This is a genomic window from Paractinoplanes ovalisporus, assembly GCF_016834655.1.
GTDB classification, from domain to species: Bacteria; Actinomycetota; Actinomycetes; order Mycobacteriales; family Micromonosporaceae; genus Actinoplanes; species Actinoplanes ovalisporus.
The window spans coordinates 862,598-885,744 of record NZ_JAENHP010000001.1 but is presented as its reverse complement, the minus strand read 5'-3'; the positions used below and the strand labels follow the sequence as shown (position 1 = coordinate 885,744).

Below are 23,147 nucleotides of genomic sequence, written 5' to 3'. Positions count from 1 at the left end.
CCGTCAGTCAGTTGTCGAGAGCTAAGACCGGGCGGGTCCGCCGAACTCATCGGTCCTTCCGCTGCCCGTAGTGTGAGGTTCCATGAGTGAACCGACCCAGGACGAGATGATCCGAGGCGTGACCGCCCTGATCCCGTTCGTGCACCGCTGGAGTCTGCCGCTCAACCCCGAAGACCTGAACGAGCTGGCCTACGCCGTCCTGTTGCACGCCCGTTCCGGCCTTCCGCTGGAAGAGATCCCGGCCGCGGTCGAGCACCAGATCGACGAACACCGCCGGGCCGCGCAGGAGCTCTACGAGTCGATGAAGGCGGCCGCCGACCGCCGCCGCGTCGTCCCGCCCTGCTAGCCTCCGCCGATGCGGATCCTGGTGGAGGGCACGGTCGAGCGGTTGGTGCTGCTGCTCGGCGCGGACGACGATCCTGGGCCGGCGGAGACCTGGGCGCGTGGTGTCACGCTGGCCGTGACCGACGAGGCCGCGGTCGACCACTCAGGGCCGATCGGGGTCGTGGGCGCGTGGGGCGCCGGCCTCGAGGCGCTGGCTTTCGCCGCCCGCCACCCGGGCCTGGTCGACCGGCTCGTCCTGGTCGCGACCCCGATCCCCGACGAGGTGGAGGGCTTGAAGTTCAAGCTCTCCGAGGTCACCGCGAAGACGCTGCTGCTGTTCGGCGCGAAGGACCCAGACGCCGGCGCCCGCCACGGCACGTGGTGGCAGAAGAACCTTCCGGCGGCCCGCTTGGAGATGAACCCCGACGGCGACCACGACCTCCTGACCCCCATGTGGAAACGGGTGTTGTCCCACCTCGCCCCGCGCGCCAAGCGGTAGAGCCGGGCGGTGCGATCATGGGGGTCCGCACCGAGGAGGTAACCCGTGGCCGAAACGCCGTATGTGGCGGTTGACGTCGATGTGCTCGACCGGAACATCGCGGCCATGGCGGCCACGGCCCGGCAGCGTGGGCTGGCCCTGCGCCCGCATGCGAAGACCCACAAGAGCCTCGAAATCGCGCGGCGCCAGCTTGCGAACGGTGCCGCCGGGCTGACGGTGGCCACGGTCAGCGAGGCCGAGGTGTTCGCCGACGGCGGCTTCGACGACCTGTTCATCGCCTATCCGATCTGGCCCTCGGAGGAGCGGGCGCGCCGACTCCGGGCGCTGGCCGACCGCGTACGGCTGAGCGTCGGTGTCGACTCGATGGAGAGCGCGGTGGCCCTCGCGGCCCGGGTCGGCCGGCTCGATGTGCTGGTCGAGGTCGACAGCGGCCACCACCGCAGCGGCGTCCCGCCCAAGGAGGCCGAGCTGGTCATGGCGGCGGCCGAGCGAGCGGGGCACACCGTTCGGGGCGTCTTCACGTTCCCCGGGCACGCGTATGGGCCGGGACAACGACTCGAGGCGGTCAAGGATGAGGCCCGGGCGCTGCGGCGGGCCAAGACAGCTGCCGTACGCAGTGGCGGCTCCACCCCGACGGCGGCGATGACCGAAGCGGGGGACCTCACCGAGATCCGGCCCGGTGTCTACGTCTTCGGCGACGCCCAGCAGGTCGAGCTGGGCAACTGCACCTTCGACGACGTCGCCCTCACGGTGGCCGCCACCGTGGTGAGCCGTCGTGACGGGCATGTCATCGTCGACGCCGGCAGCAAGGTTCTCGGCGCTGACCGTCTGCCGTGGGCGTCGGGTTTCGGCCGTCTGCCCGACTATCCGCAGGCGCGCATCGTCGCCCTGTCCGAGCACCACGCCACGATCGAGATGTGGCAGGAGCCGGCCCTGGGCGACCAGCTGCGCATCGCCCCCAACCACGTCTGCGCCACGGTGAACCTGGCCGACGAGCTGATCGTCGAGCGGGCCGGCCGCGAGATCGACCGCTGGCCGGTTGACGCTCGGGGCGCCAACACGTAGAGCGCTAGTCCCAGGTGACGACGTTCCGCCGTACGGGCGTGGAACCGTCGTTGGAAGCGAACAACTCCGGTGACTGGGCCCGGATGCGCTCCACGTCGTCGAAGACCGCCCGCAGGTGGGTTCGCATCGCCGTGCGCGCGGCCGGCAGGTCGCCCCGGACCACGGCCTCGAGGATCGCCCGGTGCTGCCCGGCGTTCACGGCCGGCGGGGTCGCCTCGTTCAGGCCGAGGCGCCGCGCCCGGTCGAGATGGCCTTTGGCCGCGCTCACCGTGGCCCACGCCGCGCCGTGGCCGCTCAGCTTGAGCAGGCCGTGGTGGAACTCCTCGTCGAGCGTGAAGAACTCCTCCAGCCCGATGCCGGGCCGGTCCTGCCGGTTCAGGTTGTCGTCGAGCTCGGCCATCAGACGCTCGTCGAGCCGGCCGGGCAGGTCGTCGAGCGCGGTCAGCTCGACCGCCTCGCGCAGGAACTGGGCGTCGGCCACCCGCACCGGGTCGACCCGGGAGACGAACGAGCCGACCTTGGGGAAGACCTGGATCAGCCCCTCCTCGGCCAGCAGAATCAGACTTTCCCGTACGGGGGTACGCGAGACGCCCAGCGCCGCGGCCAGTTCGTTCTCGCTCACGGGGGCGCCGGGCGCCAGTTCCATCGAGAGGACCTTGCGCCGCAGCGTCGCGTAGACGGTCTGCCGGTTTGTGCCTGCCACGAGAACACATGATAGGGCCTTGACATCCTGAGCGACCGGTACTTGTATACAAGCACACGCACACAAGCAATCGGCCCGTGACGGAGGAGTGATCCGATGGCAACGATCGAGCGCGTCGAGGTCCTGGTGACCTCGCCCGGCCGCAACTTCGTGACGTTGCGGATCACCACCTCCGACGGCGTCACCGGGCTGGGCGACGCCACCCTCAACGGCCGCGAGCTGGCCGTCGCGTCCTACCTCCAGGAGCACCTGGCGCCGCTGCTCATCGGCCGCGACCCGGCCCGCATCGAGGACACCTGGCAGTACCTCTACAAGGGCGCCTATTGGCGGCGCGGCCCGGTCACCATGACCGCGATCGCCGCCGTCGACGTCGCGCTCTGGGACATCAAGGGCAAGGTCGCCGGCCTGCCGGTCTACCAGCTGCTCGGCGGGCGCTCGCGCGACGGCGTGCTGGTCTACTGCCACGCCAGCGGCGGGTCGGTCGACGAACTGCTCGACGACGTGGCGACGTACGGGGAAAAGGGTTTCCAGGCCATCCGGGCCCAGGCCGCCGTGCCCGGTCTGAGCGGCAGCTACGGCGTGCGCAAGGGCAAGCTGTACGAGCCCGCGGCGACCGCCCTGCCCGACGAACAGGCGTGGAGCACCGAGGCCTACCTCGACTTCGCACCGGGCTATCTGGCCAAGGTGCGCGAGAAGTTCGGATTCGGCTTCCACCTGCTGCACGACGTGCACCACCGGCTCACCCCGATCGAGGCCGCCCGGTTCGGCAAGAGCGTCGAGGACCTGCGCCTGTTCTGGATGGAGGACCCGACGCCGGCCGAGAACCAGGAGGCGTTCCGGCTCATCCGGCAGCACACCACGACCCCGATCGCGACCGGCGAGGTGCTCAACTCGATCTGGGACGTGCAGACGCTCATCACCGAGCAGCTCATTGATTTCGTACGCACCACGGTGGTGCACGCCGGTGGCATCACGCACCTGCGCCGTATTTTCGACCTGGCCGCGCTCTATCAGGTGCGCACCGGATCGCACGGCGCCACCGACCTGTCACCGGTGACAACCGCGGCCGCCGTGGCCGTCGACATCTCGGTGCCCAACTTCGGCATCCAGGAACACATGGGCCACGCTCCCGAGACGTACGAGGTCTTCCGCGGCACGCCGGAGCTCAGGGGCGGCATGCTGTTCCCGTCGGAGGCGCCCGGCCTGGGCATCGAATACGACGACGAGGTGGCCGCGCGTTTCCCGTACGAGCCGAGGTATCTGCCCGTGGCGCGGCGCCTCGACGGCTCCGTGCACGACTGGTGACGGCGATGGACCCGCGGATCCTGCACTTCGGCCTTGGCAACTTCCACCGCGCCCACCAAGCCGTCTATACCGAGGCGGTCGGCAACGGGGAGTGGGGGATCGCCGGTGTGGCGCCCCGTTCCCACGAGACGGTGGCCAAACTGCGCGCCCAGAACTGCCTCTACTCGGTCACCGTGCGCGGGCCCGGCGAGCCGCGGACAAGGCTGTGTCACGCGTTGACCGAGGCGCTGCACCTGACCGGCGACGCCGAACGGGTGGAACAGCTCATCACGAACCGGGGCACGACGGTGGTCACCCTGACCATCACGGAGAAGGGCTATTTCCGTACGCCGGAGGGCCGTCTCGACACGGCGGCGCCCGAGATCGCGGCCGACCTGGCCGGGGGCACCGCCCGTACGGTGATCGGCGCCCTGGTCCGCGGCCTCACGGTGCGGCACCTCACCGGCGGGGCGCCGCTGTCGGTCGTCTCGTGCGACAACATGGCGGCCAACGGCGCGGCCCTGCACGGCGTGGTCCGCGAGTTCGCCGAACTCTCCGGGGCGGGTGAGGCTTTCCTCGACTGGCTCGGCCGCAGCGTGGCCTGGCCGTCGACGGTGGTCGACCGGATCGTGCCGGCCACCGCCCCGGGCGACGCCGACGCGGCTTCGGCCGCCCTCGGCCTGCGGGACGAGATGCCCGTGTCCGCCGAGCCGTACCGCCTGTGGGTGCTCGAAGACGTGTTCGGCGCCGACCGGCCGCGCTGGGAACTCGACGGCGCCCTGTTCGTGCCCGACGTGACGCCCTACCAGCTGACCAAACTGCGGCTGCTCAACGGTTCGCACTCGGCCCTGGCCTATCTCGGCCTGGCCGCCGGGCTGGCGACCGTGGCCGACACGATGGCCACCGACTGGGGCCCGAAACTGGTGCGCCAGCTCGCCGACGAGGTCGCGCCCACGTTGCCCACCTTCGGGCCCAACCCCGCCGCGTACGCGGAGGAACTGGTGACCCGCTTCGAGAACCCGTCGATCCGGCATGCGCTGCGCCAGATCTCCTCGGACGGCTCCCGCAAGCTCCCCGAGCGCTGGTTCGCCGTGCTGCGGGCGGTGAAGGCGCCGACCCTCGAACTGGCCCTGGCCGCCTGGGTGCATGTCACCCGTGACGCGGCCGCGCCCGATCCGCTCTCGACCGAACTGGCCCGCAGCTGGGCCGAGCACAGCACCGCCCCCGAACTGGTCGCCGCCCAGCTGAGGCTTGTTGGCGCTCCCGACCTCGCCGACCGCGCCGAGCTCGTACGCTCCGTTGCGGAGCGGCTGCCCGCCGTGCAAGACGGGCGCATCGAAGTCTGACCGTTCTCTCCGACCACGGAGTGCCACATGACCGACATCTCCGAGCGGGCCACCCCCGTTCAGCGCAGCACCAGGGACCTCACCCGCGCCGCCGTGTCCGGCTGGCTCGGCACGGCCATGGAGTTCATGGACTTCCAGCTCTACTCTCTGGCCGCCGCCATCGTCTTCAACCACATCTTCTTCCCCGACGTCAGCCCGGCCATCGGTCTCATCGCGGCCATGGCCACGTACGGCGTGGGTTATGTGGCCCGCCTCGCCGGCGCCGTCTATTTCGGCCGCATGGGTGACCGGATCGGCCGCAAACGGGTCCTGTTCATCACCATCACGATGATGGGCGCCTCGACCACGCTGATCGGCGTGCTGCCCACATATCAGGCGATCGGCATCCTGGCGCCGATGCTTCTGGTGCTGCTGCGCCTGATCCAGGGTTTCGGGGCCGGCGCCGAGATCGCGGGCGCCACCGTGATGCTCGCCGAATACGCGCCGCCCAAGAGGCGCGGCCTCATCGCCTCGCTGGTCTCGCTCGGCACCAACTCGGGCACCCTGGCCGCCTCGGGCCTGTGGGCGATCCTGGTGGCCGTGCTCTCCGAGCAGCAGCTGCTCAGCTGGGGCTGGCGCCTGCCGTTCCTGCTCAGCTTCATCCTGATGATTTTCGCGGTCTGGATGCGCCGGAACCTCAAGGAGAGCCCCGTTTTCGAGGAGCGGGAGGCGAAGACCGCGCCCCCGATCGAGGCCGCCGTCAAGCAGCGCAAGGGCAGGTCGTTCTTCCTCGCGCTGGGCCTGCGGTTCGGCCAGGCCGGCAACTCCGGTCTCGTGCAGACATTCCTGGTCGGCTACATCGCCACCGATCTGGCCGTCAGCAAGAGCGTGCCGACCACCTCGATCGTGTGGGGCTCGCTGCTCGGCTTCGCCACCGTGCCGCTGATCGGCCTGCTGGGCGACCGGGTCGGCCGCCGCCCGGTGTACATCGCGCTGAGCATCCTCACGATGCTCTTCGCCGTCCCGATGCTGCTGCTCATCACCAGCGGCAGCACCGCGGGCATCATGGCCGGCATGATCCTGGGCCTGAACGTGGGTGTGCTCGGGCTGTTCTCGCTCGAGAGCGTCACCATGGCCGAGCTGTTCGGCGCCCGCAACCGGTTCACGCAACTGGCCCTGGCCAAGGAGATCGGCGGCATCCTGGCCACCGCCATCGGCCCGGTCACGGCGGCCGCGCTCACGGCCTGGACCGGGCACTGGTGGCCGATCGCCGCCATGCTCATCGTCTACTCGGCCATCACGCTGGTCTCGGCGGTGCTGTCGCCCGAGACGAGGGGGCGCGACCTGGTCCGGCTGGAGGACGCGAGTTCGTCCGAGCCGGTCCGGCTGGAGTCTTCCGAACCCGTCCGGTTGGAGGAGCCCTTCGCGTCCGTCCGGTCGGAAGACGCGAGCTTGTCCGACGCCGTCCGGTCGGAAGACGCGAGCTTGTCCGACGCCGTCCGGTCGGAAGACGCCAGCTCGTCCGAGTCTGTCCGGTCGGGGGACGCGAGCTCGTCCGAGCCCGAGCTGAGGGAGGCGCGATGAAGGCCGTTGTGGTCCATGGGGCTTTGGACGTACGGGTCGACGAACTCCCCGACGTGCAGGCCGGCCCGGGCGAGGTGCGGGTGGCCGTCGAGTGGGGCGGCATCTGCGGCTCGGACGTCTCCTACTACGCCCACGCCGCCTCCGGCACGGCCATGCTCAGGCACCCGCTGATCCTCGGCCACGAGATCGCCGGCCGGGTCTCGGCGGTCGGCCCGGGGGTGTCCGAGTCCCTGATCGGTACGGCGGTGGCGGTGCACCCGGCGACCCCGATCGGTGACCTGCCGGCCCGGCTGGCCGGGCGCGACAACCTCAACACCCAGGTCCGCTATCTCGGTTCGGCGGCGTTCGACCCGCACACCCATGGGGGCTTCGCCGAGGCCGTCGTGGTTCGGGCCGACCAGCTGCGGCCGTTGTCCTCCGGTGTCCCGACCCGTTCCGGGGCCCTCGCCGAGCCGCTCGCGGTGGCCATGCACGCGGTCTCGCGGGTTCCGGTGGCCGGGCGTGACGTGCTGGTGAACGGCGCCGGCCCGATCGGCTGCCTGGTCGTGGCGGCGCTCAAACTGGCCGGGGCGGCCACCGTCACCGCGGCCGACGTCGCCGACGCGCCCCTGGCGATGGCTCAGGCCCTGGGCGCGGACAAGGGGCTCAACCTGCGCGCCGGCGACGAACTGCCCTCGGACGCGGAACTCGTGTTCGAGGCCTCGGGTGTGCCCGCAGCCCTGGGAGGGGTGCTGCGGGCCACCGCCCGGGGCGGCACTCTCGTGCAGGTCGGCAACCTGCCCGGCGCCGCCGCCCCGGCCGTCCTGGGCGACCTGGTGACCCGCGAGATCACGTGGATCGGGTCGTACCGCTTCGCGGACGAGATCACCGACGCCGTACGGGCTCTGGGGTCGGGCCTTGATCTGGAGCCGCTGATCAGCGCCACCTACGACCTGGCGGACGCGCCCGCCGCCCTGGCCCGGGCCGCGCAGGGTGGCGGCGGCAAGGTGATGCTGCGGATCGGGGACGCGTGACCTCCGCGCCCGACGCGCCTGGCTCTTCGCGGGTTGTCACGATCGGCGAGACCATGGCTCTGGTTTCGGTGCCGGCCAACGGGCTCGTCCGCGGGCCGGCGCCGATCGGGATGGGCGGGGCCGAGTCGAACGTCGCCATCGGCCTGGCCCGCCTCGGGACACCGGTGACATGGATCAGCCGCCTCGGTGACGACGCGCTCGGCGCCTTCGTGCGGCGGGAGATCCGGGCCGAGGGAGTGACGGTGCTGGCGGCCGCCGACCCCGACGCGCCGACGGGTCTGATGCTCAAGGAGCTGCGCGGCGGGAAGCCGTCCCGGGTGCGCTACTACCGGGCCGGCTCGGCCTCGTCCCGCATGACACCGGAGGACATCGCGGACGAGGCGGTCGCCGCCGCCGAGGTTCTGCATGTCACCGGTATCACGCTTGCTCTCGGCCCCGGCCCTCGGGCGGCCGTCGCCCACGCGATCGCGGTGGCACGCGCGGCGGGCACGCTGGTGTCGCTGGACGTGAACCACCGCCGTACCCTGTGGACGGACATCGAGGCGCGGGCCGTGCTGACCGGCCTGTTGCCTTCGGTCGACCTGCTCTTCGCCGGCCCGGAGGAGGCGGCCCTGTTGCTGGACCGGCCCGCTCCCGGCGTCCCGTTCTCCGACGGCCGTCCCGCCGCGCACCGCGCCGATTCCGTTGCGAAAGAGGCCGATTCCGCCACGGCTCGGGCCGATTTAGCTGCAGGAGGGTCCGATTCCGTCACGGCGAGCGCCGATCTCGTTGCGGAGGGGTCCGATTCCGCTATGGCGAGGGCCGATTTCGCTGCGGAAGGAGTCGGCTCCGCCACGGCTGGGGCCGATCCCGGCGCCGGGTGGGATGCCGGGGCCGAGCTGGCGGCGGCCTTGGCCAAGTTCGGCCCGGCCACCGTTGTGGTGAAGCTGGGCGCACTTGGCGCCCTGGCCTTCGCCGGCGGCGAGGTCGTGCACGGCGAATCGGAACCGCGCGCCGTGGTCGACCCGGTCGGGGCTGGCGACGCGTTCGTGGCCGGCTATCTGGCCGCCCTCGGCGACGGCGCCGCCGTGGCCCGCTGCCTGGCCACGGGCAACGAGGCCGGGGGCCGGGTTGTCACCGTGCCCGGCGACTGGGAGGGTTTGCCCTTCGCCGCCGAACTGTCTGTTTCCGCCGAACAAGCCGAACAAGAGGTGATCCGATGAGCAGCCCGATCCTGCCCGTGGTGGTTCTGGACGAGCCCGGCCAGGCCGTCCCGCTCGGCCGGGCCCTGCTGGCGGGCGGCATCGACAGCGTCGAGATCACGCTGCGGACGGCCGCCGGCCTGGAGGGGATCCGCCGCGCCCGCGAGATTGAGGGCCTGCGCGTCGGCGCCGGTTCGGTGCTGACCCCCGACCACGTCGACCAGGTCGTCGCGGCCGGCGCCGAGTTCATCGTCTGCCCCGGCCTGTCCACAGCCGTGGTCGAACGCGCCCGGGAACACAACGTGGACATCCTCCCCGGCGTGGCCACCCCGTCCGAGCTGATGGCGGCCGTGGCGCTGGGCCTCGACGAGGTGAAGCTGTTCCCGGCCGGCCTGCTGGGCGGCCCGGCCTACATCGAGGCCTTGTCGGCACCGTTCCCCGGCATGCGCTTCGTCCCGTCGGGCGGCGTCAGCCTGGCCACGCTCGGTGGTTACCTGGCCGTCCCCGCCATCCACACCGTGAGCGGCACGTGGATGGTCGCCCGCAAGCTCCTCGCGGCCGGCGACTGGGCCCAGGTGACCGCCCTCTCCGCCGAGGCCGTCGCGGCCGCCACCTGAAGTCATTCGCCAGGAGCGTCCGCCTCGAGGCGCTCTGGCAGCCAGGACGGGTCGTCCCACAGCAGCGTGATGTGCCGGCCGATCTGGGCCGGGTCGTCCGGTGAGGCCACGGCGTTCAACCGCCACCGCAGCACCAGCTCGGGCAGCCCGGTGGCCTCGCCGTCGGAGAAGGCCTTGCTGATGGTGTCGCGGAACTCGGGATGAGCCGACGAGTCACGGTGCCACACGATGACGGGCACGCCGGCCTGCAGCGCGGCGGCGACGCCGGCGGTCGGACTGTTCTCCTGGCCGGATGGCGGCTCGTCCAGCACCACGGCCACGATGTCGGGATCGAGGCGGAGCGCCGCTTCCAGGCGTTCGGGGTTCTCCGCGTCGTGCCGGCCCGCGAAGTATGCCTTGGCGTTCTGGGGGGACTCGGACAACCTTCGCCAGCGGTTGCGCCACACCCGGTGCCACTGGCTGGCTTGCATCCGCTCCAGGCTGCGGACGACGACCGGGTATTGCTGGCCGATCCGAGCCCACTCGTCGACAGGCTCGTTGAGCAGCGCCGAGGGAAGGATGAACTCGACCGTGATCGGACCGTCCCGGTCGGCGTAGCGGCGTTCGGTCGCCTCGATGACCTCCTGCACGGCCGGCTGGAGGCGATCCCACGACACCACCCTGTCTTCGCCTCGCACCAGGCCAGCGTCGTTCCAGCCGTACCACTGCGACAGCCGGTAGGTGTCCGGCGTTTCGCCGTCGGGGGCGATCTCTACCAGGATGCGGCCGCCGTTCTCGGCGACAAGCGGCTGGAGCTGCTCCTGGATCGCCGAGCGGGCCGCCGGAGCCAGGCGGCCCAGCAGGGTGTCCCGCTCGCGGGACCGCATCGTGAGGAGCAGGCGCGCTCCGGCGCCGGCGTCCAGCTGGGTCAGAAGGGTGTTCGCGTTCGGCGCCTCCATCCGCGCGATCCGTTGCGCGGCATATTCGGGCGGCATGGCCAGGACCCGTTCGACGGCTTCGGCCGTGACCATCCGGTCGAGTTCGGCCGCCGCCTCGTCGACCGTCATCCGGGTCAGAGCCAGCGCGTCCGGCGCCTCCGTGCGCGGATAGATGGTCACCGTCACTACGCCGTCGCGTTGCTCCACGACCGGTTTCGGCGCTCCGACCGACTGGCAGTCGAGGATGGCCCGGGGGATGCCCGACCCTTCTCCCTCCACCAGCCGCATCCAGGTCAGGGTGCTGGCGAGCCGGAAGTTCCGCCGGTGCGAGTCGCCGCCCAGTTCGTCGAGCACCAGCCGCTCGCCGGGCGGGATCTCCCGGTTCGTCCAGCCGCCCGGACTGCTCACCTCGATCCGGTCGTCGAAGACGCGGACGTGCACGCAGACCGCGTGGTGTTCGTAGTCGCGGTGGACCAGGGCGTTCGCGATGATCTCGCGTACGGCCACCATGGGGTAGCGGTAGACCGGCCGGGCGATCGGCGAGCTCTCGGTCGGCGCCTCGCCGCGCCGGGACAGGGAGCCGACGAAGTCCACGGCGCTGAGGATCTGTTCCGCCACCGACCCTTTCAGATCCTCCTTGTCCAGCGCGACTCCCTTGGTCACCCCGTGGAAGCGGGCGCACTGGACGATCGCGGTGGGCAGGACGGCGGACGGGCTTTCGCCGAACAGCAGCGCACCGGTCCGAGTCAGCATCCCGGCGGTGAGTAGATGGGCGCGCTGCAGGAACTCGGCCGAGGTGAGCTGCTTCGGCATGTCACGGGCGATGTCCGCCCGCAGGTTCGCCCGGAACTCGGTGATCCGCTCCGGGCTGAACGAGGTCGCGGCGGTCGGCACGTCGAGAAAGGGCAGACCGGTGGCGGGTTCCTCGGACGGCAGCGCGGGGGCTGGAGCCGGGACCGACGCGGCGCGGCGCGCGATCGCCACGATGCCGGATCCGTCGAAGTTGCGCTGCGGCGCACCCCCTTCCGGCAGCCGGACGACGAGGTTCTTGTAGAGGTCGTCCAGGTCGACGAATCCGTCGTCGTTCTCGTCGACCGCTCCCCAGCGCAGCCCCTCGATCAGGGCCCGGGTGAACGGGCTGGTCTGTCCGGTGGTGCCCGCGTCGAGGGCGAGCCCGGTCGCCGTGGTCGCGGTAATCACGAAGCGGCCCTTCCCGGCCAGCTCGTCGGCGATCACGGTCGCGGTCGCGCCGTTGCTCTTGAAGGCGCCACCGTGGCAGCAGTCGAGGATGAGGATGCAGCACCGCGCCAGCGACTCCTCGACGAAGGCGGCGAGCGTACGACCCGGCAGGGCGGTGGACAGCAGCAAGCTGGTGTCGGTGTCGCGGGCGCAGAGATAGAAGCTCTGGTTGCGGGTCAGTCCGTGCCCGCTGAAGTAGAACAGAAGGACGTCCTCCGGGCCCGCCTCGGCGAAGAACTTGTTGGTCGCGACGGCTGTTTCCTGGAGCTTCAGCTCGGGCAGCACCTCGGCCTGCTCGAAGAGACCGAACTCGGGATCGAGCAGCGCGTCGCGCAGGGCGATGCCGTCTCGGCGTGGCCCGTGCAGCTCGTGGAGAGCGGTGGTGTCCGCTTCGTAGAGTGAGTTGCAGACCAGCAGTGCTCGGTACACGCCGAACGCCTCCAGGAGAGTGCCGGGCCCGTCGAAGGGCTCACTCTACTGCCGGGCCCGGGGGCGAAGGGGAGTCATGCGACCGTCCGAAGTGCAGTTCGCGCCGGGGCTGGCGGGCCTTCCGCGCGACCATTCCGCGTTGCTGCTGGCCGAGCAGGAGCTGCGGGACGATCTGCGGGAAGCCGGCGTGCCGGTCGAGGAACGCCGGACCGTCGCCGCGAACACGAAAGGGTGGCACACCGACCTGGTGTTGTCGCTCGGCGGTCCCGCCGCCGTCGCCGGAGCCGTCAAGATCTTTCAGGTCTGGCTGGGGCGGGATCGCCGCCGGTCGCTGACGGTGGTGCGCGCGGACCGGCCCGACGGGTCGACCGAGGTGACGATCCACGGTGAAGCGGTCAGCGACGAGACGATCCGCGCGGTGCTGGCCAACGCGCTCCAGCCGGCGCCAGAGCCTCCGCAGGCCCCAGAGCCTCCGCAGACGCCAGAGGTTCGGCAGCCGCCGGAGCTAGCAGGGGCGCCGGACGAGGAGACTCCCGGGAGGCAGTGAGCCGCCTCATCCGAGGTTGCGGTCGAGGAAGCGGATCACGTAGTCCCAGGAGAGGGTGACCGGGCGGTCGCCGCCGGTTGACAGCTCGTGGGCGCCGGCCATGGTGGCCGGGTCGGTGAGGAAGTGGTTCCACGGGCCGTGGGAGCCGTTCGGAAGCAGCACCAGGGTGGCGTCGGGCGCGGCGTCGTAGAGCAACTGACCCTGCTGCCACGGGACCAGCGTGTCCAACTGCCCGTGCAGGATCAGCAGCGGCGGGGTGCGGGCCGAGACGTACGACATGGGGCTCGCCTCGGCGACCAGGTCGGGGCGCTCGCGGATCGGCCGGCCGAGCAGCCGGGACTCGGGGGAGCGCGGGTCGGCGTGACAGTCGGCCAGGCCGAACGCCTCGTTGAACGACCGGCAGGCGTCCACCATCGTCTCGTCCATGCGCAGGAAGTCGGTCGGGGGATAGAACGCGACCGCCGCCCGTACGGTGCCGGTCACCGCGGCCATCGCCGCCGCCCAGCCACCCGACGACTCGCCCATGAAGGCGATCCGCGCCGGGTCGAGGTTGAAGCGGGCCGAGTTGGCCTTCAGGAACCGGACGGCGGCCGTGACGTCGTCGAGCTGCCCCGGGAACTGCGTCTGCGCGCTGGACCGGATCGCGACGCCCGCCACCGCGTACCCGTGCGGGTTGACCGCCCGCGCGACGATGTCGGCCCCGTCGCGCCCGTTCTCGGCCATCCAGCCCGACCCGTGCGACCAGACGATCAGCGGTGCGGGCCGCTCGCCGCGCGCGGGCAGATAGAGGTCGAGCAGGTGGCCCGCGCTGTCCGAGCCCGCCACATAGCTGATCCCCTTGACCACACGCCCCCCACCCGAAGCCGGCCCCGGCGCCGCCACCAGCAACGACGCGGTCACGGCAAGCCCGAACACCGCGCCCAGCCAGCGCCGCAACCCTCGCCCCATGAACGACCCCCTGGCGACATCGTGCGGCTGCGGGTCAAGCTCCGGCCATCCCCCGAAGGCGCTGTGCCGACCGCCGGAAAGCTCCCGCGCAATGACGCGATGGCTGGGCGGCGCGGCGGGGAGCCGGCAGCTCGGCGGTATGACCGGACTCCCGCGTAATCGTTGCGTGACGGTCTCGTAACGGAGCGATCTCGGGCGTAGCTTGGGGACGGAAGGTCGTTCCCCATCGGTGAGGAGCCACCATGAAGAAGCTCATCAACGATCCCGCCACCCTCATTCAGGACGCGTTGCACGGCATCGCGGCCGCTCATCCGCAACTGCGCGTCGACTTCGAGAACCGTGTCATCGTCCGCGGTGATGCCCCCGTACGCGGGAAGGTCGGTCTGATCTCCGGAGGCGGCTCGGGGCATGAGCCGTTGCACGGCGGGTTCGTCGGGCCGGGGATGCTCGACGCCGCGTGTGCCGGGGAAGTGTTCACCTCGCCGGTGCCCGACCAGATGGTGGCCGCCACCCAGGCCGTCGACGGCGGCGCCGGTGTGCTGCACATCGTGAAGAACTACACCGGTGACGTCATGAACTTCGAGCTCGCGGCCGAGATGGTGGCGGCCGACCAGGGCACCGAAGTCGTCGCGGTGGTGATCGACGACGACGTTGCCGTGCAGGACAGCCTCTACACGGCGGGGCGCCGCGGGGTCGGGGCCACCGTGCTGGTCGAGAAGATCGCCGGGGCCGCGGCCGAGGAGGGCCGCCCGCTCGCTGAGGTGGCCGAGGTGGCGCGCAAGGTCAATACGTACGCACGCAGCATGGGTCTCGCCCTCACCTCGTGCACCGTGCCCGCCGCCGGGCGCCCGACGTTCGAACTGCCCGACGACCAGATGGAGGTCGGCATCGGCATCCACGGCGAGCCCGGCCGCCGCCGCGTGCCCGTCGCGCCCGCCAACGAGATCGCCGAGATGCTGGTCAGCCCGATCCTGTCCGACCTCGACTACACCGGCGGCGACGGGGTCATCGCGTTCGTCAACGGCATGGGCGCCACCCCGCTGATCGAGCTGTACCTGATGTTCAACGAGGTCACGCAGTTGCTCGCGAAGAACGGGATCCCGGTCGCACGGTCGCTGGTCGGCCCCTACATCACCAGCCTCGACATGGCCGGCTGCTCGGTGACGCTGCTCAAGGCCGACGACGAGCTGCTGCGATTGTGGGACGCGCCCGTCAACACACCGGCCCTGCGGCGCGGGGTCTGAGGCCCGTGGACACGAAGGACCTCACCGCGTGGATCCGGGAGTTCGCCGGCCTGGTCGCGCAGCACAAGGACGAGCTCACCGCGCTCGACTCGGCGATCGGGGACGGCGACCACGGCGTGAACATGGACCGGGGTCTCACGGCCGTCGTCGCCGCGCTCGAGGCCGAGCCTCCCGACTCGCCGTCGGCCCTGTTCAAGAAGGTCGGCATGACGCTGATCAGCAAGGTCGGCGGGGCCAGCGGTCCGCTCTACGGCACGGCGTTCCTGCGGATGGCCGCCGCGGCCGACTCGGTTCTGGACGGCGCCGGGTTCGCCAAGGTGCTCCGCTCCGGTCTGGACGGCGTGGTGGCCCGCGGCAAGGCCCAGCCCGGCGACAAGACGATGGTCGACGCGCTCGGCCCCGCCGTGGACGCGCTCGACGCGGCTCTCGCGTCGGGGGCCGGCACCAAGGCCGCGCTGCAGGCGGCCGCCGATGCCGCCGAGCAGGGCCGCGAGGCCACGATCCCGCTGGTGGCGCGCAAGGGCCGGGCCAGCTATCTGGGCGAGCGCAGCGCCGGTCACCCCGATCCGGGCGCGACCTCGGTGACGTTGTTGATGCAGGCGGCGGCGTCGACGCTGGGTTCCTGATGGTCGGGCTCGTCGTCGTGTGTCACAGCCGTGCCCTGGCCCGGGCGGCGGCCGCCCTCGCGTCCGAGATGACGCAGGGGCGGCCGGTGGCGGTCGAGATCGCGGCCGGCCTCGACGAGACGACGTTCGGGACCGACGCGGTCGAGATCAGCGAGGCCGTGGTGGCTGCCGACAGCGGTGACGGCGTGGTCGTGCTGATGGACCTGGGCAGCGCCGTCCTCTCCGCCGAGACCGCCCTGGAGCTGCTCGACGACGACCAGCGTGCCCGCGTCGTGCTGTGTCCGGCGCCGCTGGTCGAGGGCTTGGTCGCGGCGGCGGTGACGGCGGCCGGAGGGGCCCCGCGCGACGAGGTGGCGGCCGAGGCGATGGCCGGGCTGGCGGGCAAACAATCCCATTTCGGCGCATTGTCAGAAGAGCCGGGCGACCCCGTTTCCCGTACGGAGGAAGCCCCTTCCGCCGTCGTCAGAGTGCTGAATCCGCATGGCTTGCACGCGCGCCCCGCGGCCCGGCTGGTGTCGGAGTTGCGGCCGTTCGACGCGCGGGTCGAGCTGCGCAACGAGTCCACGGATTCGGCGTGGGTGCCCGCGTCGAGCCTGACCCGGGTGGCGACGTTGGGCGCGCTGAAGGGCCACGAGTTAGCCGTACGGGCGTCAGGCCCCCAGGCCCAGCAAGCGATCGACCGTCTGGTGACCCTGGCCGCCGAGTCGTTCGGCGAATCCCCAGTTGATCATGCCGAGTTGATCAAGTCAGGGCCCGCCCTCCACCGGGGGTCCCCCGCCACCGACCATTATCCCCGTTCGGAGCGATCTTCACCGGCCCCCTGTGGACAGCCCGGAATTGTGGATAACTCCGACCCGCCCAGCCCGCAGCCGACGGACACAGCCGACCCGCCCAGCCCGCAGCCGACGGACACAGCCGCCGCGCCCAGTCCGCAGCCGACGGACGCAGCTGCCGCGCCCAGTCCGCGGCCGACCGACGCAGCCGCCGCGCCCAGTCCGCGACCCGACCAAGCCGCCGCACTTAGTCCGCAGCCGACGGACGCAGCGACCGTCTATGGGCTGACGTGGCAAGGGACCGCCTCCTCGCCGGGCATCGCGATCGGGCCCGCTGTCCGCCTGCACGAGACGGTGCTCGAGATCCCCGCCGAGGAGTCGCGGGGGAGCGAAGCGGAACGGGACCGGCTCGGCGACGCCCTGGCGACGGCCCGGCGCGAGATCGGCCGGCTGAGCGGCGACATCTTCGAAGCGCACCTTGTGCTTCTGGACGATGACGACCTGCTCGGCGACGCCCGCGCCCGCATCGACGGTGGCGCCACCGCTCCCCAAGCCTGGCGCGACGCCACCGACCGGGTCGCCGCCGAGTTCGACGCGCTGCCCGACCCTTATCTGCGCGCCCGCGCCGCCGACGTCCGCGCGGTCGCCGCCCAGGTGCTGCGGGCCCTGCTCGGCGTGGCCGCGGCCACGGTCGACGGCGAGGGCATCCTCTTCGCCGCCGACCTCACCCCGGCCGAGGTCGCCGGGCTCGACCCCACCCGGACGAAAGGGGTCGTACTGAGCGGCGGCAGCCCCACCTCGCACGCCGCGATCCTGCTCCGAACCAAGGGCATCCCGGCCGTGGTCGGCGCCGGCCCGATCGAGGTCACCGAGGGCACCCCGGCCGTCGGCGCCGGGCCAATCGAGATCGCCGAGGGCACCCCGGCCGCGGGTGCCGGCCCGATCGGGATCGCTGAGGGCACGCCGGCCGTGATGGACGGCAGCACCGGTGAGGTCGTCGCCGACCCCGACCCGAAGACGCTGGCCGACTTCCAGGCGCGGGTCGAACGGCAGCGGACCCGCCGCGACGAGGCGCACAAGCGGGCCACCGAACCGGCCGTGACCAGGGCCGGCGTGACGATCAAGGTGGGCGCCAACGTCGGTTCCGTCGCCGAGGCGCGCGCCGCCGCCGAGCACGGCGCCGACCTGGCCGGGCTCGTCCGCACCGAGTTCCTTTTTCTCGACCGCGACACCGCCCCCGACGCCGACGAGCAGGAGGCCGTCTATCGGCGGATCGCCGAGGCCCTGGGCGGCCGCCGCATCACGCTGCGCACCCTCGACGCGGGCAGCGACAAACCGCTTCCCTACCTGCCCGCGCCGGTCGAGGCCAACCCCTTCCTCGGCGTACGGGGGATCCGCCACTCCCTCGTGCACCGCGCCATGTTCGCCGAGCAGCTGCGGGCGATCGTCCGCGTGGCCCGGGAGACGCCCGTCAGCGTGATGTTCCCCATGGTCACCACGGTCGGCGAGGTCTTCGAGGCCCGGCGGATGCTCGACGAGACCACCGGCGGCAACACGCCGGCCGGCATGCGGGTCGGGATGATGGTCGAGGTGCCGGCGGCCGCGATCCGGGCGGCGGCTTTCGTCCCGTACGTCGACTTCTTCAGCGTCGGCACCAACGACCTCACGCAGTACACGCTCGCCGCCGAGCGGGGCAACGCCGACCTGTTGTCGCTGGCCAGTGGGCTCGACCCGGCCGTGGCCGAGCTCATCGACGGCGTCTGCCGGGCCGCGGGTGACCGGGTTCTGGTGGCGGTCTGCGGTGAACTGGCCGCGGACGAGACCGTCGTGCCGCGGCTGCTGGCTTCCGGCGTACGGGAACTCTCGGTTGCTCCTTCTCTGGTGCCGCTGGTCAAGCAGGCGGTCCGGCAAGGGTGACCGAACGCTCACCTCGGCTCGCGCGGTGGGAAGTGTCAGAGGTGTGAGAGAGGATTAGCGTCTAGCTGTGGATCAGGAGGGTTACATGACGTCGCGCACCGAGCTCGTCGAAGACCTTATGGGGCGGTTCCCGCACGTGCCGCGGGAAGCCGTCATCAAGGAGGACCTGCTGCGGGGCGGCATGGCCTTCGACGATTCGGCGCTGACCGACAACGAGCACGGCGACGTCAAACCCAAGTCGTACTTCATCTTCTCGTTCGACCACCGCACCCTGCCCGAGCTGGGAACGGCCGCCCTGCGCCGCCCGCCCGAGGAGGTCGTGCTCACCGGTGGTCCCTACGGCTTGCGTCGTACGGTCGTGTCCGTCCGCACCAACCCCAGCTCGCCCTACCGGGTCAAGACGGACGACGACGGCTTCATGCGCCTCTACCTCGACGGCAAGCCGATCGCCGACGTCGGGCTGCCGCCTATGCCCGACTATTACCGTCACACGCTCGCCAACGGCAAGTCGGTGATGGAGGTGGCCCCGACCATCCAGTGGGGCTATCTGATCTATCTGACCGCCTTCCGCGTCTGTCAATACTTCGGCGCGAAGGAGGAGTGCCAGTACTGCGACATCAACCACAACTGGCGCCAGCACAAGGCGGCCGGCCGGCCGTACACCGGGGTCAAGCCGGTCGATGAGATCCTCGAAGCGCTCGAGATCATCGACAAGCACGACACCGCCCGCACCTCCCAGGCCTATACGCTGACCGGCGGCAGCATCACCTCGCACGTGCAGGGCAAGGCCGAGGCCGACTTCTACGGGCAATACGCCCAGGCCATCGAGGAGCGGTTCCCCGGGCGCTGGATCGGCAAGGTCGTCGCGCAGGCGCTGCCCAAGGCCGACGTGCAGCGCTTCAAGGACTACGGCATCCAGATCTACCACCCCAACTACGAGGTGTGGGACAAGAAGCTGTTCGAGCTCTACTGCCCGGGCAAGGAACGCTATGTGGGCCGCGAGGAGTGGCACCGCCGCATCCTCGACTCGGCCGAGATCTTCGGGCCGCGCAACGTCATCCCCAACTTCGTGGCCGGGGTCGAGATGGCCGCGCCGCACGGCTTCACCACCGTCGACGAGGCGATCGACTCGACCGCCGAGGGCCTCCAATACTTCATGTCCCGCGGCATCACGCCCCGCTTCACCACGTGGTGCCCCGAGCCGACCACGCCACTGGGCCGCACCAACCCCGAGGGCGCGCCGCTGGAATACCACGTGCGGCTGCTCGAGACGTACCGCGCGGTGATGGAGGCCAACGGCCTGACCAGCCCGCCCGGTTACGGCGAGCCGGGCGCCGGCCGGGCCGTGTTCTCGGTGAGCTCGTTCATGGACTCGCTGCCCGCCCGCGACTGAGGGCTCGCCGAAGACGGAGGGCTCGCCGAAGACGGAGGGCTCGCCGAAGACGGAGGGCTCGCCGAAGACGGAGGGCTCGCCGAAGACGGAGGGCCCGCCGAAGACTGAGGGCCCGCGCGAGGTGACGTGCTGTGATCATGTGGTGATACGGGCCGAGGACGGCTTTCCGCTCGCCGCGCAGGTCAGTGGGCTCGATGACGGCCCACTGCTCCTGCTGCTCTCGGGGCAGGCCAACTCGCACGACTGGTGGACCGGGCTGCGCGAGGCGTTCGAGGGCGACTTCCGCGTCGTGACGTTCGATTTCCGGGGTACGGGCGGCAGCCGCGGCCCGGTCGGGGAGTGGACCACGGCCGGGTTCGCCGACGACGCCGCGGCCGTGCTGCGTGAAATCGGCGCCGGGGCGCCCGCGTCGGTCTACGGCACGTCGATGGGCGGCCGGGTCGCCCAGTTCCTCGCGGCCCGGCACCCCGACCTGGTCGAGCGGCTGGTGCTCGCCTGCACCTCGCCCGGCGGCCCGCACGCGGTGGAACGGACGGCCGAGGTGCGGCGGAAGCTCGCCGACGACGGGTTGCGCGGGCAGACGCTGCGCGAGCTGTTCTACACCGACGGCTGGACCGGCACGAGCCACCTCTTCGGCGACCCGACCATGACCCTCGACGAGAGCCGCGGGCACCTGAGGGCCAGCAACCGGCACGACGCGTGGGACGTGCTGCCGCTGATCCAGGCGCCGACCCTCGTGCTGCACGGCTCGGACGATCTCATGGTGCCGACGGCCAACGCCCCGCTGCTGGCCCGGCGCATCCCCGGGGCGAGCCTGCACCTGCACCACGGCGGGCGGCACGGGTTCTTCGACGAATTCGAGGGCGAGATCGCGCCGGTGCTCGACTCGTTTCTCACCTCTTAGCGGGGCTCGCGGCTTTTGCGCTTTTGCGCTCCGAGTCATAGACACCGAGTACTAGCCTCCGATTGTCACGGAGCGTGTCGGTAGTCGGTGGGGAACATTCCGTCACGGCGCGCATTGTGTTGACTGTGCGTGATCACGGCGGTGAGCTGTGGCTTCGGCTCTTTCGGAGATCATTTTCGGGATCTGACCAGTCAGGTCGATCAGATTTGCTCAACCCGGCTCTGAGCTGCGTAAAGACGTTTACCCGGCCCAAGTCAAGTGCGCATTCCCGCGTACGAGAAACCGGTGTTGACGTGTCTTGCAAGATGTGGGTCGTGGCAGCGGAATTACCTGATCTCACCCGATCCCGATCCCAGCGCCGGCACCGGGCCGCGCCCTCGGCGCCCCGCCATTCCTACGAGATTCCGGTTCCGGCGGCGCCGCCGGAAGCCGTACGCGGGGACGGAATTCAGGCCCTCACCCACGACGTTCTCGTCCGCCGCTCGCTGGAGATATCGCCGGGCGGTTTCATCACGATCATCAGCATCATCCAGGGCGTCGCGCTCGCGTTGCTGGCCGAGAACACGTTCGAGAAGCCCAGCGTGCTGGGGTTCGTGCAGAGCATCGCAACCCTGCTGATCTTCGTCGTCGTCTTCTACTGGTATCTGACGATGAGCGTTCTGCTGCGCTGGGCGCCCTCATTCCTCGATTCGTTCCTGCCGTTCGCGATCGCGAGCCTGGAGATCCCGCCGGCCTTTTTCCTCGGTGACGCGCGCGCCTGGAATCTGTGGCTGGCGCTTTTCTGGTTCGGCACCATGACCGGCCTCTACATCACCAAGAAATGGTCGCCCCAGTCGCACTTCGGCGACGCCGTCGAGGCCCACCGCACCCTGCACAATCTGTTACGCGAGCTGCAGACGATGGCCGGCATCACCGCGCTGGCCCTCGGCCTGTGCGGGGTGTGCGCGTTCCTGGACTGGACGAACCAGCTCTTCTGGGGCCTGGCCGGCGCCCTGATCGTGCTCTTCACGGTCGGCGTCATCGTGGCCCGCACCGAGGTCTGCTCGTCGGTGATCCACGCCCGTTTCGGCGTCCACCGCCCGCCGTTCAACTGAGCCGCCCGGCTCGCACTATTGGTCCGATTCTCCAGGTGGCCGGGATGTCAGTCTCCTGCCGACGGTTCCCCACGACAACGGTAGGTAGCGGATCCCCATGCAATTCCCTCTGTCCGACGACCGGCCCCGGGCCGATCAGGTGGCCGGAACCGGGCCGTGCGCGCCGCGGATGGTGATCGAGAGCGGCGCCGACCTGTCCGAGGCCGACCTCTGCGGCATCGTCCTGCACCGGGCCGATCTCTCCCGGGCCAAGCTGGGCCGGGCCAACCTCTCCGAGGCGGACCTCACGCGTACCGACCTGTCCGGCGCCGACCTGCACGCGGCGAACCTCTTCCGGGCTGATCTCTCCGAGGCGTGCCTGGCCGGGGCCGACCTGGCCGGCGCCGACCTGTGCAAGGCCCTGCTCATCAGGGCCGACCTGAGCGGTGCCGACCTGACCGGGGCTCGGATGGACAAGCGGACCGTGCTGTTCGGGGCGAAGCTGGCGGGGGCCCGCCTGACCGGTGCCGTGCTGGCCGGCGCGAACCTCGCCGGGGCCGACCTCTCCGGCGCCGACCTGGCACGCACCGACATGCCCCGGGCCAACCTCGCGGACGTCAGCTGGGACGGCGGGACGATCTGGCCCGAGCCGCTGGTCCAGATTGTGGCCGAGCGGTCGGAGCGGGTCAGTTCCGGCCTCTACCGGATTTTTCGTACGGGCAGAGCCGCCGTCGCGCCGGAGTGAGCCCCCACCGGCGCGAGCAGGTCGGTCAGCCGGCCACGGCCAGGGACGCCTCGAGGGAGCGGCTGATGTGGGCCGCCGTTGCCCAGAGGGCCCGGATCACCGGCTGGTCGTCGCGGCGGGCCAACGGCAGGGTGGCCGAGACGGCGGCCACCACCTGGTGCGGGCCGCTCACCGTGACCGGGACCGCGTACGACTTGTAGCCCTCGACGCACTCTTCCTGCTCGACCGCCCAGCGCCGTTCGCGGATCGCGGCTATCTGAGGGCGCAGCTGGGCGGCGGTGCGCACGCTGTGTGAGGTGCGCGGAGGGACGCCGTCGCGGTCGAGGGCCGTCAGCAGGTGTTCGGCGTCGGCGCTGTGGGCGATGAACAGCTTGCCCGACGCGGCGAACCACAGCGGGATCCGGTTGCCGACCGCGGTGTGCAGGCGGGCGTCACGGCGGCCGGCCAGCCGTTCCAGGTAGAGCGTGTCGAAGCCGTGCGGGACGGCCAGGTGCACGACCGCGCGGGTGGCCGAGTGCAGGTCCATGAGCACCGGCCGGGCCAGGTGGCGCAGGTTGGCCGGGCCGGGCACCAGCTGGCCCAGCTCGTACATGCGCCAGCCCAGCTGGTAGCCGGCCTCGACCCGTTCCAGCAGGTTGAGGTCGACCAGCTCCTGGGCCAGCCGGTAGGCGGTGGCCTTGGGCACGCCGGAGCGGCGGCTGAGGTCGGTGAGCCCAAGCGTGGTGCGGGCGCCGTCGAACGCCCCGAAGAGCAGGAACGCCTTGCCCAGCACGGACGGCGGATGATGCTGCACGCCC

At 71.2% G+C, this 23,147-nt stretch carries 21 protein-coding genes; 17 read left to right on the top strand and 4 right to left on the bottom strand.

The window, feature by feature from the left end:
• The first annotated feature begins 82 nt into the window (after positions 1–82).
• From JIG36_RS04070 to JIG36_RS04060, 3 genes are read left to right on the top strand one after another with little or no spacing between them, the layout of a single operon-like run.
• Positions 83–346: a hypothetical protein gene (locus tag JIG36_RS04070; RefSeq protein WP_203374598.1), complete on the top strand. Its 264-nt coding sequence runs from the start codon at positions 83–85 to the stop codon at positions 344–346.
• Between the two features lie 9 nt (positions 347–355).
• Positions 356–823 (top strand): alpha/beta fold hydrolase, encoded by a 468-nt coding sequence (locus tag JIG36_RS04065; protein WP_203374597.1) that lies wholly within the window; start codon positions 356–358, stop codon positions 821–823.
• A gap of 45 nt (positions 824–868) precedes the next feature.
• Entirely contained in the window at positions 869–1,888 is a 1,020-nt protein-coding gene (locus JIG36_RS04060; protein WP_307872562.1) for an alanine racemase, read from the top strand.
• 4 nt (positions 1,889–1,892) lie between these two features.
• Here the strand turns inward: JIG36_RS04060 and JIG36_RS04055 are convergent, their stop codons facing one another.
• On the bottom strand, positions 1,893–2,591 hold the full coding sequence (locus tag JIG36_RS04055) for a GntR family transcriptional regulator (protein WP_203374596.1): 699 nt from the start codon (positions 2,589–2,591) through the stop codon (positions 1,893–1,895).
• Between the two features lie 96 nt (positions 2,592–2,687).
• Here JIG36_RS04055 and manD point away from each other — a divergent pair, with 96 nt between their 5' ends.
• Genes manD through JIG36_RS04025 form a run of 6 tightly spaced genes read left to right on the top strand, consistent with a single transcriptional unit; the run spans position 2,688 to position 9,595 of the window.
• Positions 2,688–3,896, top strand: a complete 1,209-nt coding sequence (manD, locus tag JIG36_RS04050; RefSeq protein WP_203374595.1) for a D-mannonate dehydratase ManD — start codon at positions 2,688–2,690, stop codon at positions 3,894–3,896.
• 5 nt (positions 3,897–3,901) lie between these two features.
• Positions 3,902–5,221: a mannitol dehydrogenase family protein gene (locus JIG36_RS04045; protein WP_203374594.1), complete on the top strand. Its 1,320-nt coding sequence runs from the start codon at positions 3,902–3,904 to the stop codon at positions 5,219–5,221.
• Between the two features lie 27 nt (positions 5,222–5,248).
• On the top strand, positions 5,249–6,784 hold the full coding sequence (locus JIG36_RS04040; protein ID WP_203374593.1) for an MFS transporter: 1,536 nt from the start codon (positions 5,249–5,251) through the stop codon (positions 6,782–6,784).
• A complete protein-coding gene (locus tag JIG36_RS04035; RefSeq protein WP_203374592.1) occupies positions 6,781–7,797 on the top strand; it encodes an alcohol dehydrogenase catalytic domain-containing protein in 1,017 nt (338 codons plus the stop codon). Before JIG36_RS04040 ends, JIG36_RS04035 begins: the two co-directional genes overlap by 4 nt.
• Positions 7,794–8,999, top strand: coding sequence for a sugar kinase (locus tag JIG36_RS53885; protein ID WP_307872561.1), 1,206 nt, complete (start codon positions 7,794–7,796; stop codon positions 8,997–8,999). The genes JIG36_RS04035 and JIG36_RS53885 overlap by 4 nt, the downstream gene beginning before the upstream one ends.
• Entirely contained in the window at positions 8,996–9,595 is a 600-nt protein-coding gene (locus tag JIG36_RS04025) for a bifunctional 4-hydroxy-2-oxoglutarate aldolase/2-dehydro-3-deoxy-phosphogluconate aldolase (RefSeq protein WP_203374590.1), read from the top strand. Before JIG36_RS53885 ends, JIG36_RS04025 begins: the two co-directional genes overlap by 4 nt.
• Before the next feature lie 2 nt (positions 9,596–9,597).
• On the opposite strand, the gene JIG36_RS04020 is transcribed toward JIG36_RS04025, so the two are convergent.
• A complete protein-coding gene (locus tag JIG36_RS04020) occupies positions 9,598–12,180 on the bottom strand; it encodes a caspase, EACC1-associated type (protein ID WP_203374589.1) in 2,583 nt (860 codons plus the stop codon).
• A 76-nt stretch (positions 12,181–12,256) separates the two neighbouring features.
• Between JIG36_RS04020 and JIG36_RS04015 the strand changes: the two genes are divergently transcribed.
• Entirely contained in the window at positions 12,257–12,727 is a 471-nt protein-coding gene (locus JIG36_RS04015) for a hypothetical protein (protein WP_203374588.1), read from the top strand.
• A gap of 6 nt (positions 12,728–12,733) precedes the next feature.
• Here the strand turns inward: JIG36_RS04015 and JIG36_RS04010 are convergent, their stop codons facing one another.
• A complete protein-coding gene (locus tag JIG36_RS04010) occupies positions 12,734–13,675 on the bottom strand; it encodes an alpha/beta hydrolase (protein ID WP_203374587.1) in 942 nt (313 codons plus the stop codon).
• A 242-nt stretch (positions 13,676–13,917) separates the two neighbouring features.
• Between JIG36_RS04010 and dhaK the strand changes: the two genes are divergently transcribed.
• The 7 genes from dhaK (at position 13,918) to JIG36_RS03975 (ending at position 22,350) form a co-directional block, all read left to right on the top strand.
• Positions 13,918–14,919, top strand: coding sequence for a dihydroxyacetone kinase subunit DhaK (dhaK, locus tag JIG36_RS04005; RefSeq protein WP_203374586.1), 1,002 nt, complete (start codon positions 13,918–13,920; stop codon positions 14,917–14,919).
• A 5-nt stretch (positions 14,920–14,924) separates the two neighbouring features.
• Entirely contained in the window at positions 14,925–15,545 is a 621-nt protein-coding gene (dhaL, locus tag JIG36_RS04000; protein ID WP_203374585.1) for a dihydroxyacetone kinase subunit DhaL, read from the top strand.
• Entirely contained in the window at positions 15,545–18,235 is a 2,691-nt protein-coding gene (ptsP, locus tag JIG36_RS03995) for a phosphoenolpyruvate--protein phosphotransferase (RefSeq protein ID WP_203374584.1), read from the top strand. The genes dhaL and ptsP overlap by 1 nt, the downstream gene beginning before the upstream one ends.
• A gap of 67 nt (positions 18,236–18,302) precedes the next feature.
• Positions 18,303–19,628, top strand: a complete 1,326-nt coding sequence (locus JIG36_RS03990) for a radical SAM protein (protein ID WP_307872560.1) — start codon at positions 18,303–18,305, stop codon at positions 19,626–19,628.
• 142 nt (positions 19,629–19,770) lie between these two features.
• Positions 19,771–20,532 carry an alpha/beta fold hydrolase gene (locus JIG36_RS03985; protein ID WP_307872559.1) on the top strand — a complete coding sequence of 254 codons (762 nt, stop codon included), beginning with the start codon at positions 19,771–19,773 and terminating at the stop codon, positions 20,530–20,532.
• 314 nt (positions 20,533–20,846) lie between these two features.
• Positions 20,847–21,626, top strand: coding sequence for a hypothetical protein (locus JIG36_RS03980; RefSeq protein WP_203374581.1), 780 nt, complete (start codon positions 20,847–20,849; stop codon positions 21,624–21,626).
• 97 nt (positions 21,627–21,723) lie between these two features.
• Positions 21,724–22,350: a pentapeptide repeat-containing protein gene (locus JIG36_RS03975; protein ID WP_203374580.1), complete on the top strand. Its 627-nt coding sequence runs from the start codon at positions 21,724–21,726 to the stop codon at positions 22,348–22,350.
• 25 nt (positions 22,351–22,375) lie between these two features.
• Here JIG36_RS03975 and JIG36_RS03970 read toward each other — a convergent pair whose 3' ends face one another.
• The gene (locus JIG36_RS03970) at positions 22,376–23,143 is read right to left on the bottom strand and encodes an IclR family transcriptional regulator (RefSeq protein ID WP_203374579.1); all 768 of its coding nucleotides are present in this window, start codon (positions 23,141–23,143) and stop codon (positions 22,376–22,378) included.
• Positions 23,144–23,147: the final 4 nt, after the last annotated feature.

Coding starts and splice junctions, on each gene's coding strand:
- ptsP (WP_203374584.1), top strand. CDS start 15,545: ATGGTCGGGCTCGTCGTCGTGTGTCACAGCCGTGCCCTGGCCCGGGCG.
- JIG36_RS04070 (WP_203374598.1), top strand. CDS start 83: ATGAGTGAACCGACCCAGGACGAGATGATCCGAGGCGTGACCGCCCTG.
- JIG36_RS03975 (WP_203374580.1), top strand. CDS start 21,724: ATGCAATTCCCTCTGTCCGACGACCGGCCCCGGGCCGATCAGGTGGCC.
- JIG36_RS04065 (WP_203374597.1), top strand. CDS start 356: ATGCGGATCCTGGTGGAGGGCACGGTCGAGCGGTTGGTGCTGCTGCTC.
- JIG36_RS04035 (WP_203374592.1), top strand. CDS start 6,781: ATGAAGGCCGTTGTGGTCCATGGGGCTTTGGACGTACGGGTCGACGAA.
- JIG36_RS04010 (WP_203374587.1), bottom strand. CDS start 13,675: ATGGGGCGAGGGTTGCGGCGCTGGCTGGGCGCGGTGTTCGGGCTTGCC.
- JIG36_RS04025 (WP_203374590.1), top strand. CDS start 8,996: ATGAGCAGCCCGATCCTGCCCGTGGTGGTTCTGGACGAGCCCGGCCAG.
- JIG36_RS04015 (WP_203374588.1), top strand. CDS start 12,257: ATGCGACCGTCCGAAGTGCAGTTCGCGCCGGGGCTGGCGGGCCTTCCG.
- manD (WP_203374595.1), top strand. CDS start 2,688: ATGGCAACGATCGAGCGCGTCGAGGTCCTGGTGACCTCGCCCGGCCGC.
- dhaK (WP_203374586.1), top strand. CDS start 13,918: ATGAAGAAGCTCATCAACGATCCCGCCACCCTCATTCAGGACGCGTTG.
- JIG36_RS04040 (WP_203374593.1), top strand. CDS start 5,249: ATGACCGACATCTCCGAGCGGGCCACCCCCGTTCAGCGCAGCACCAGG.
- JIG36_RS04045 (WP_203374594.1), top strand. CDS start 3,902: ATGGACCCGCGGATCCTGCACTTCGGCCTTGGCAACTTCCACCGCGCC.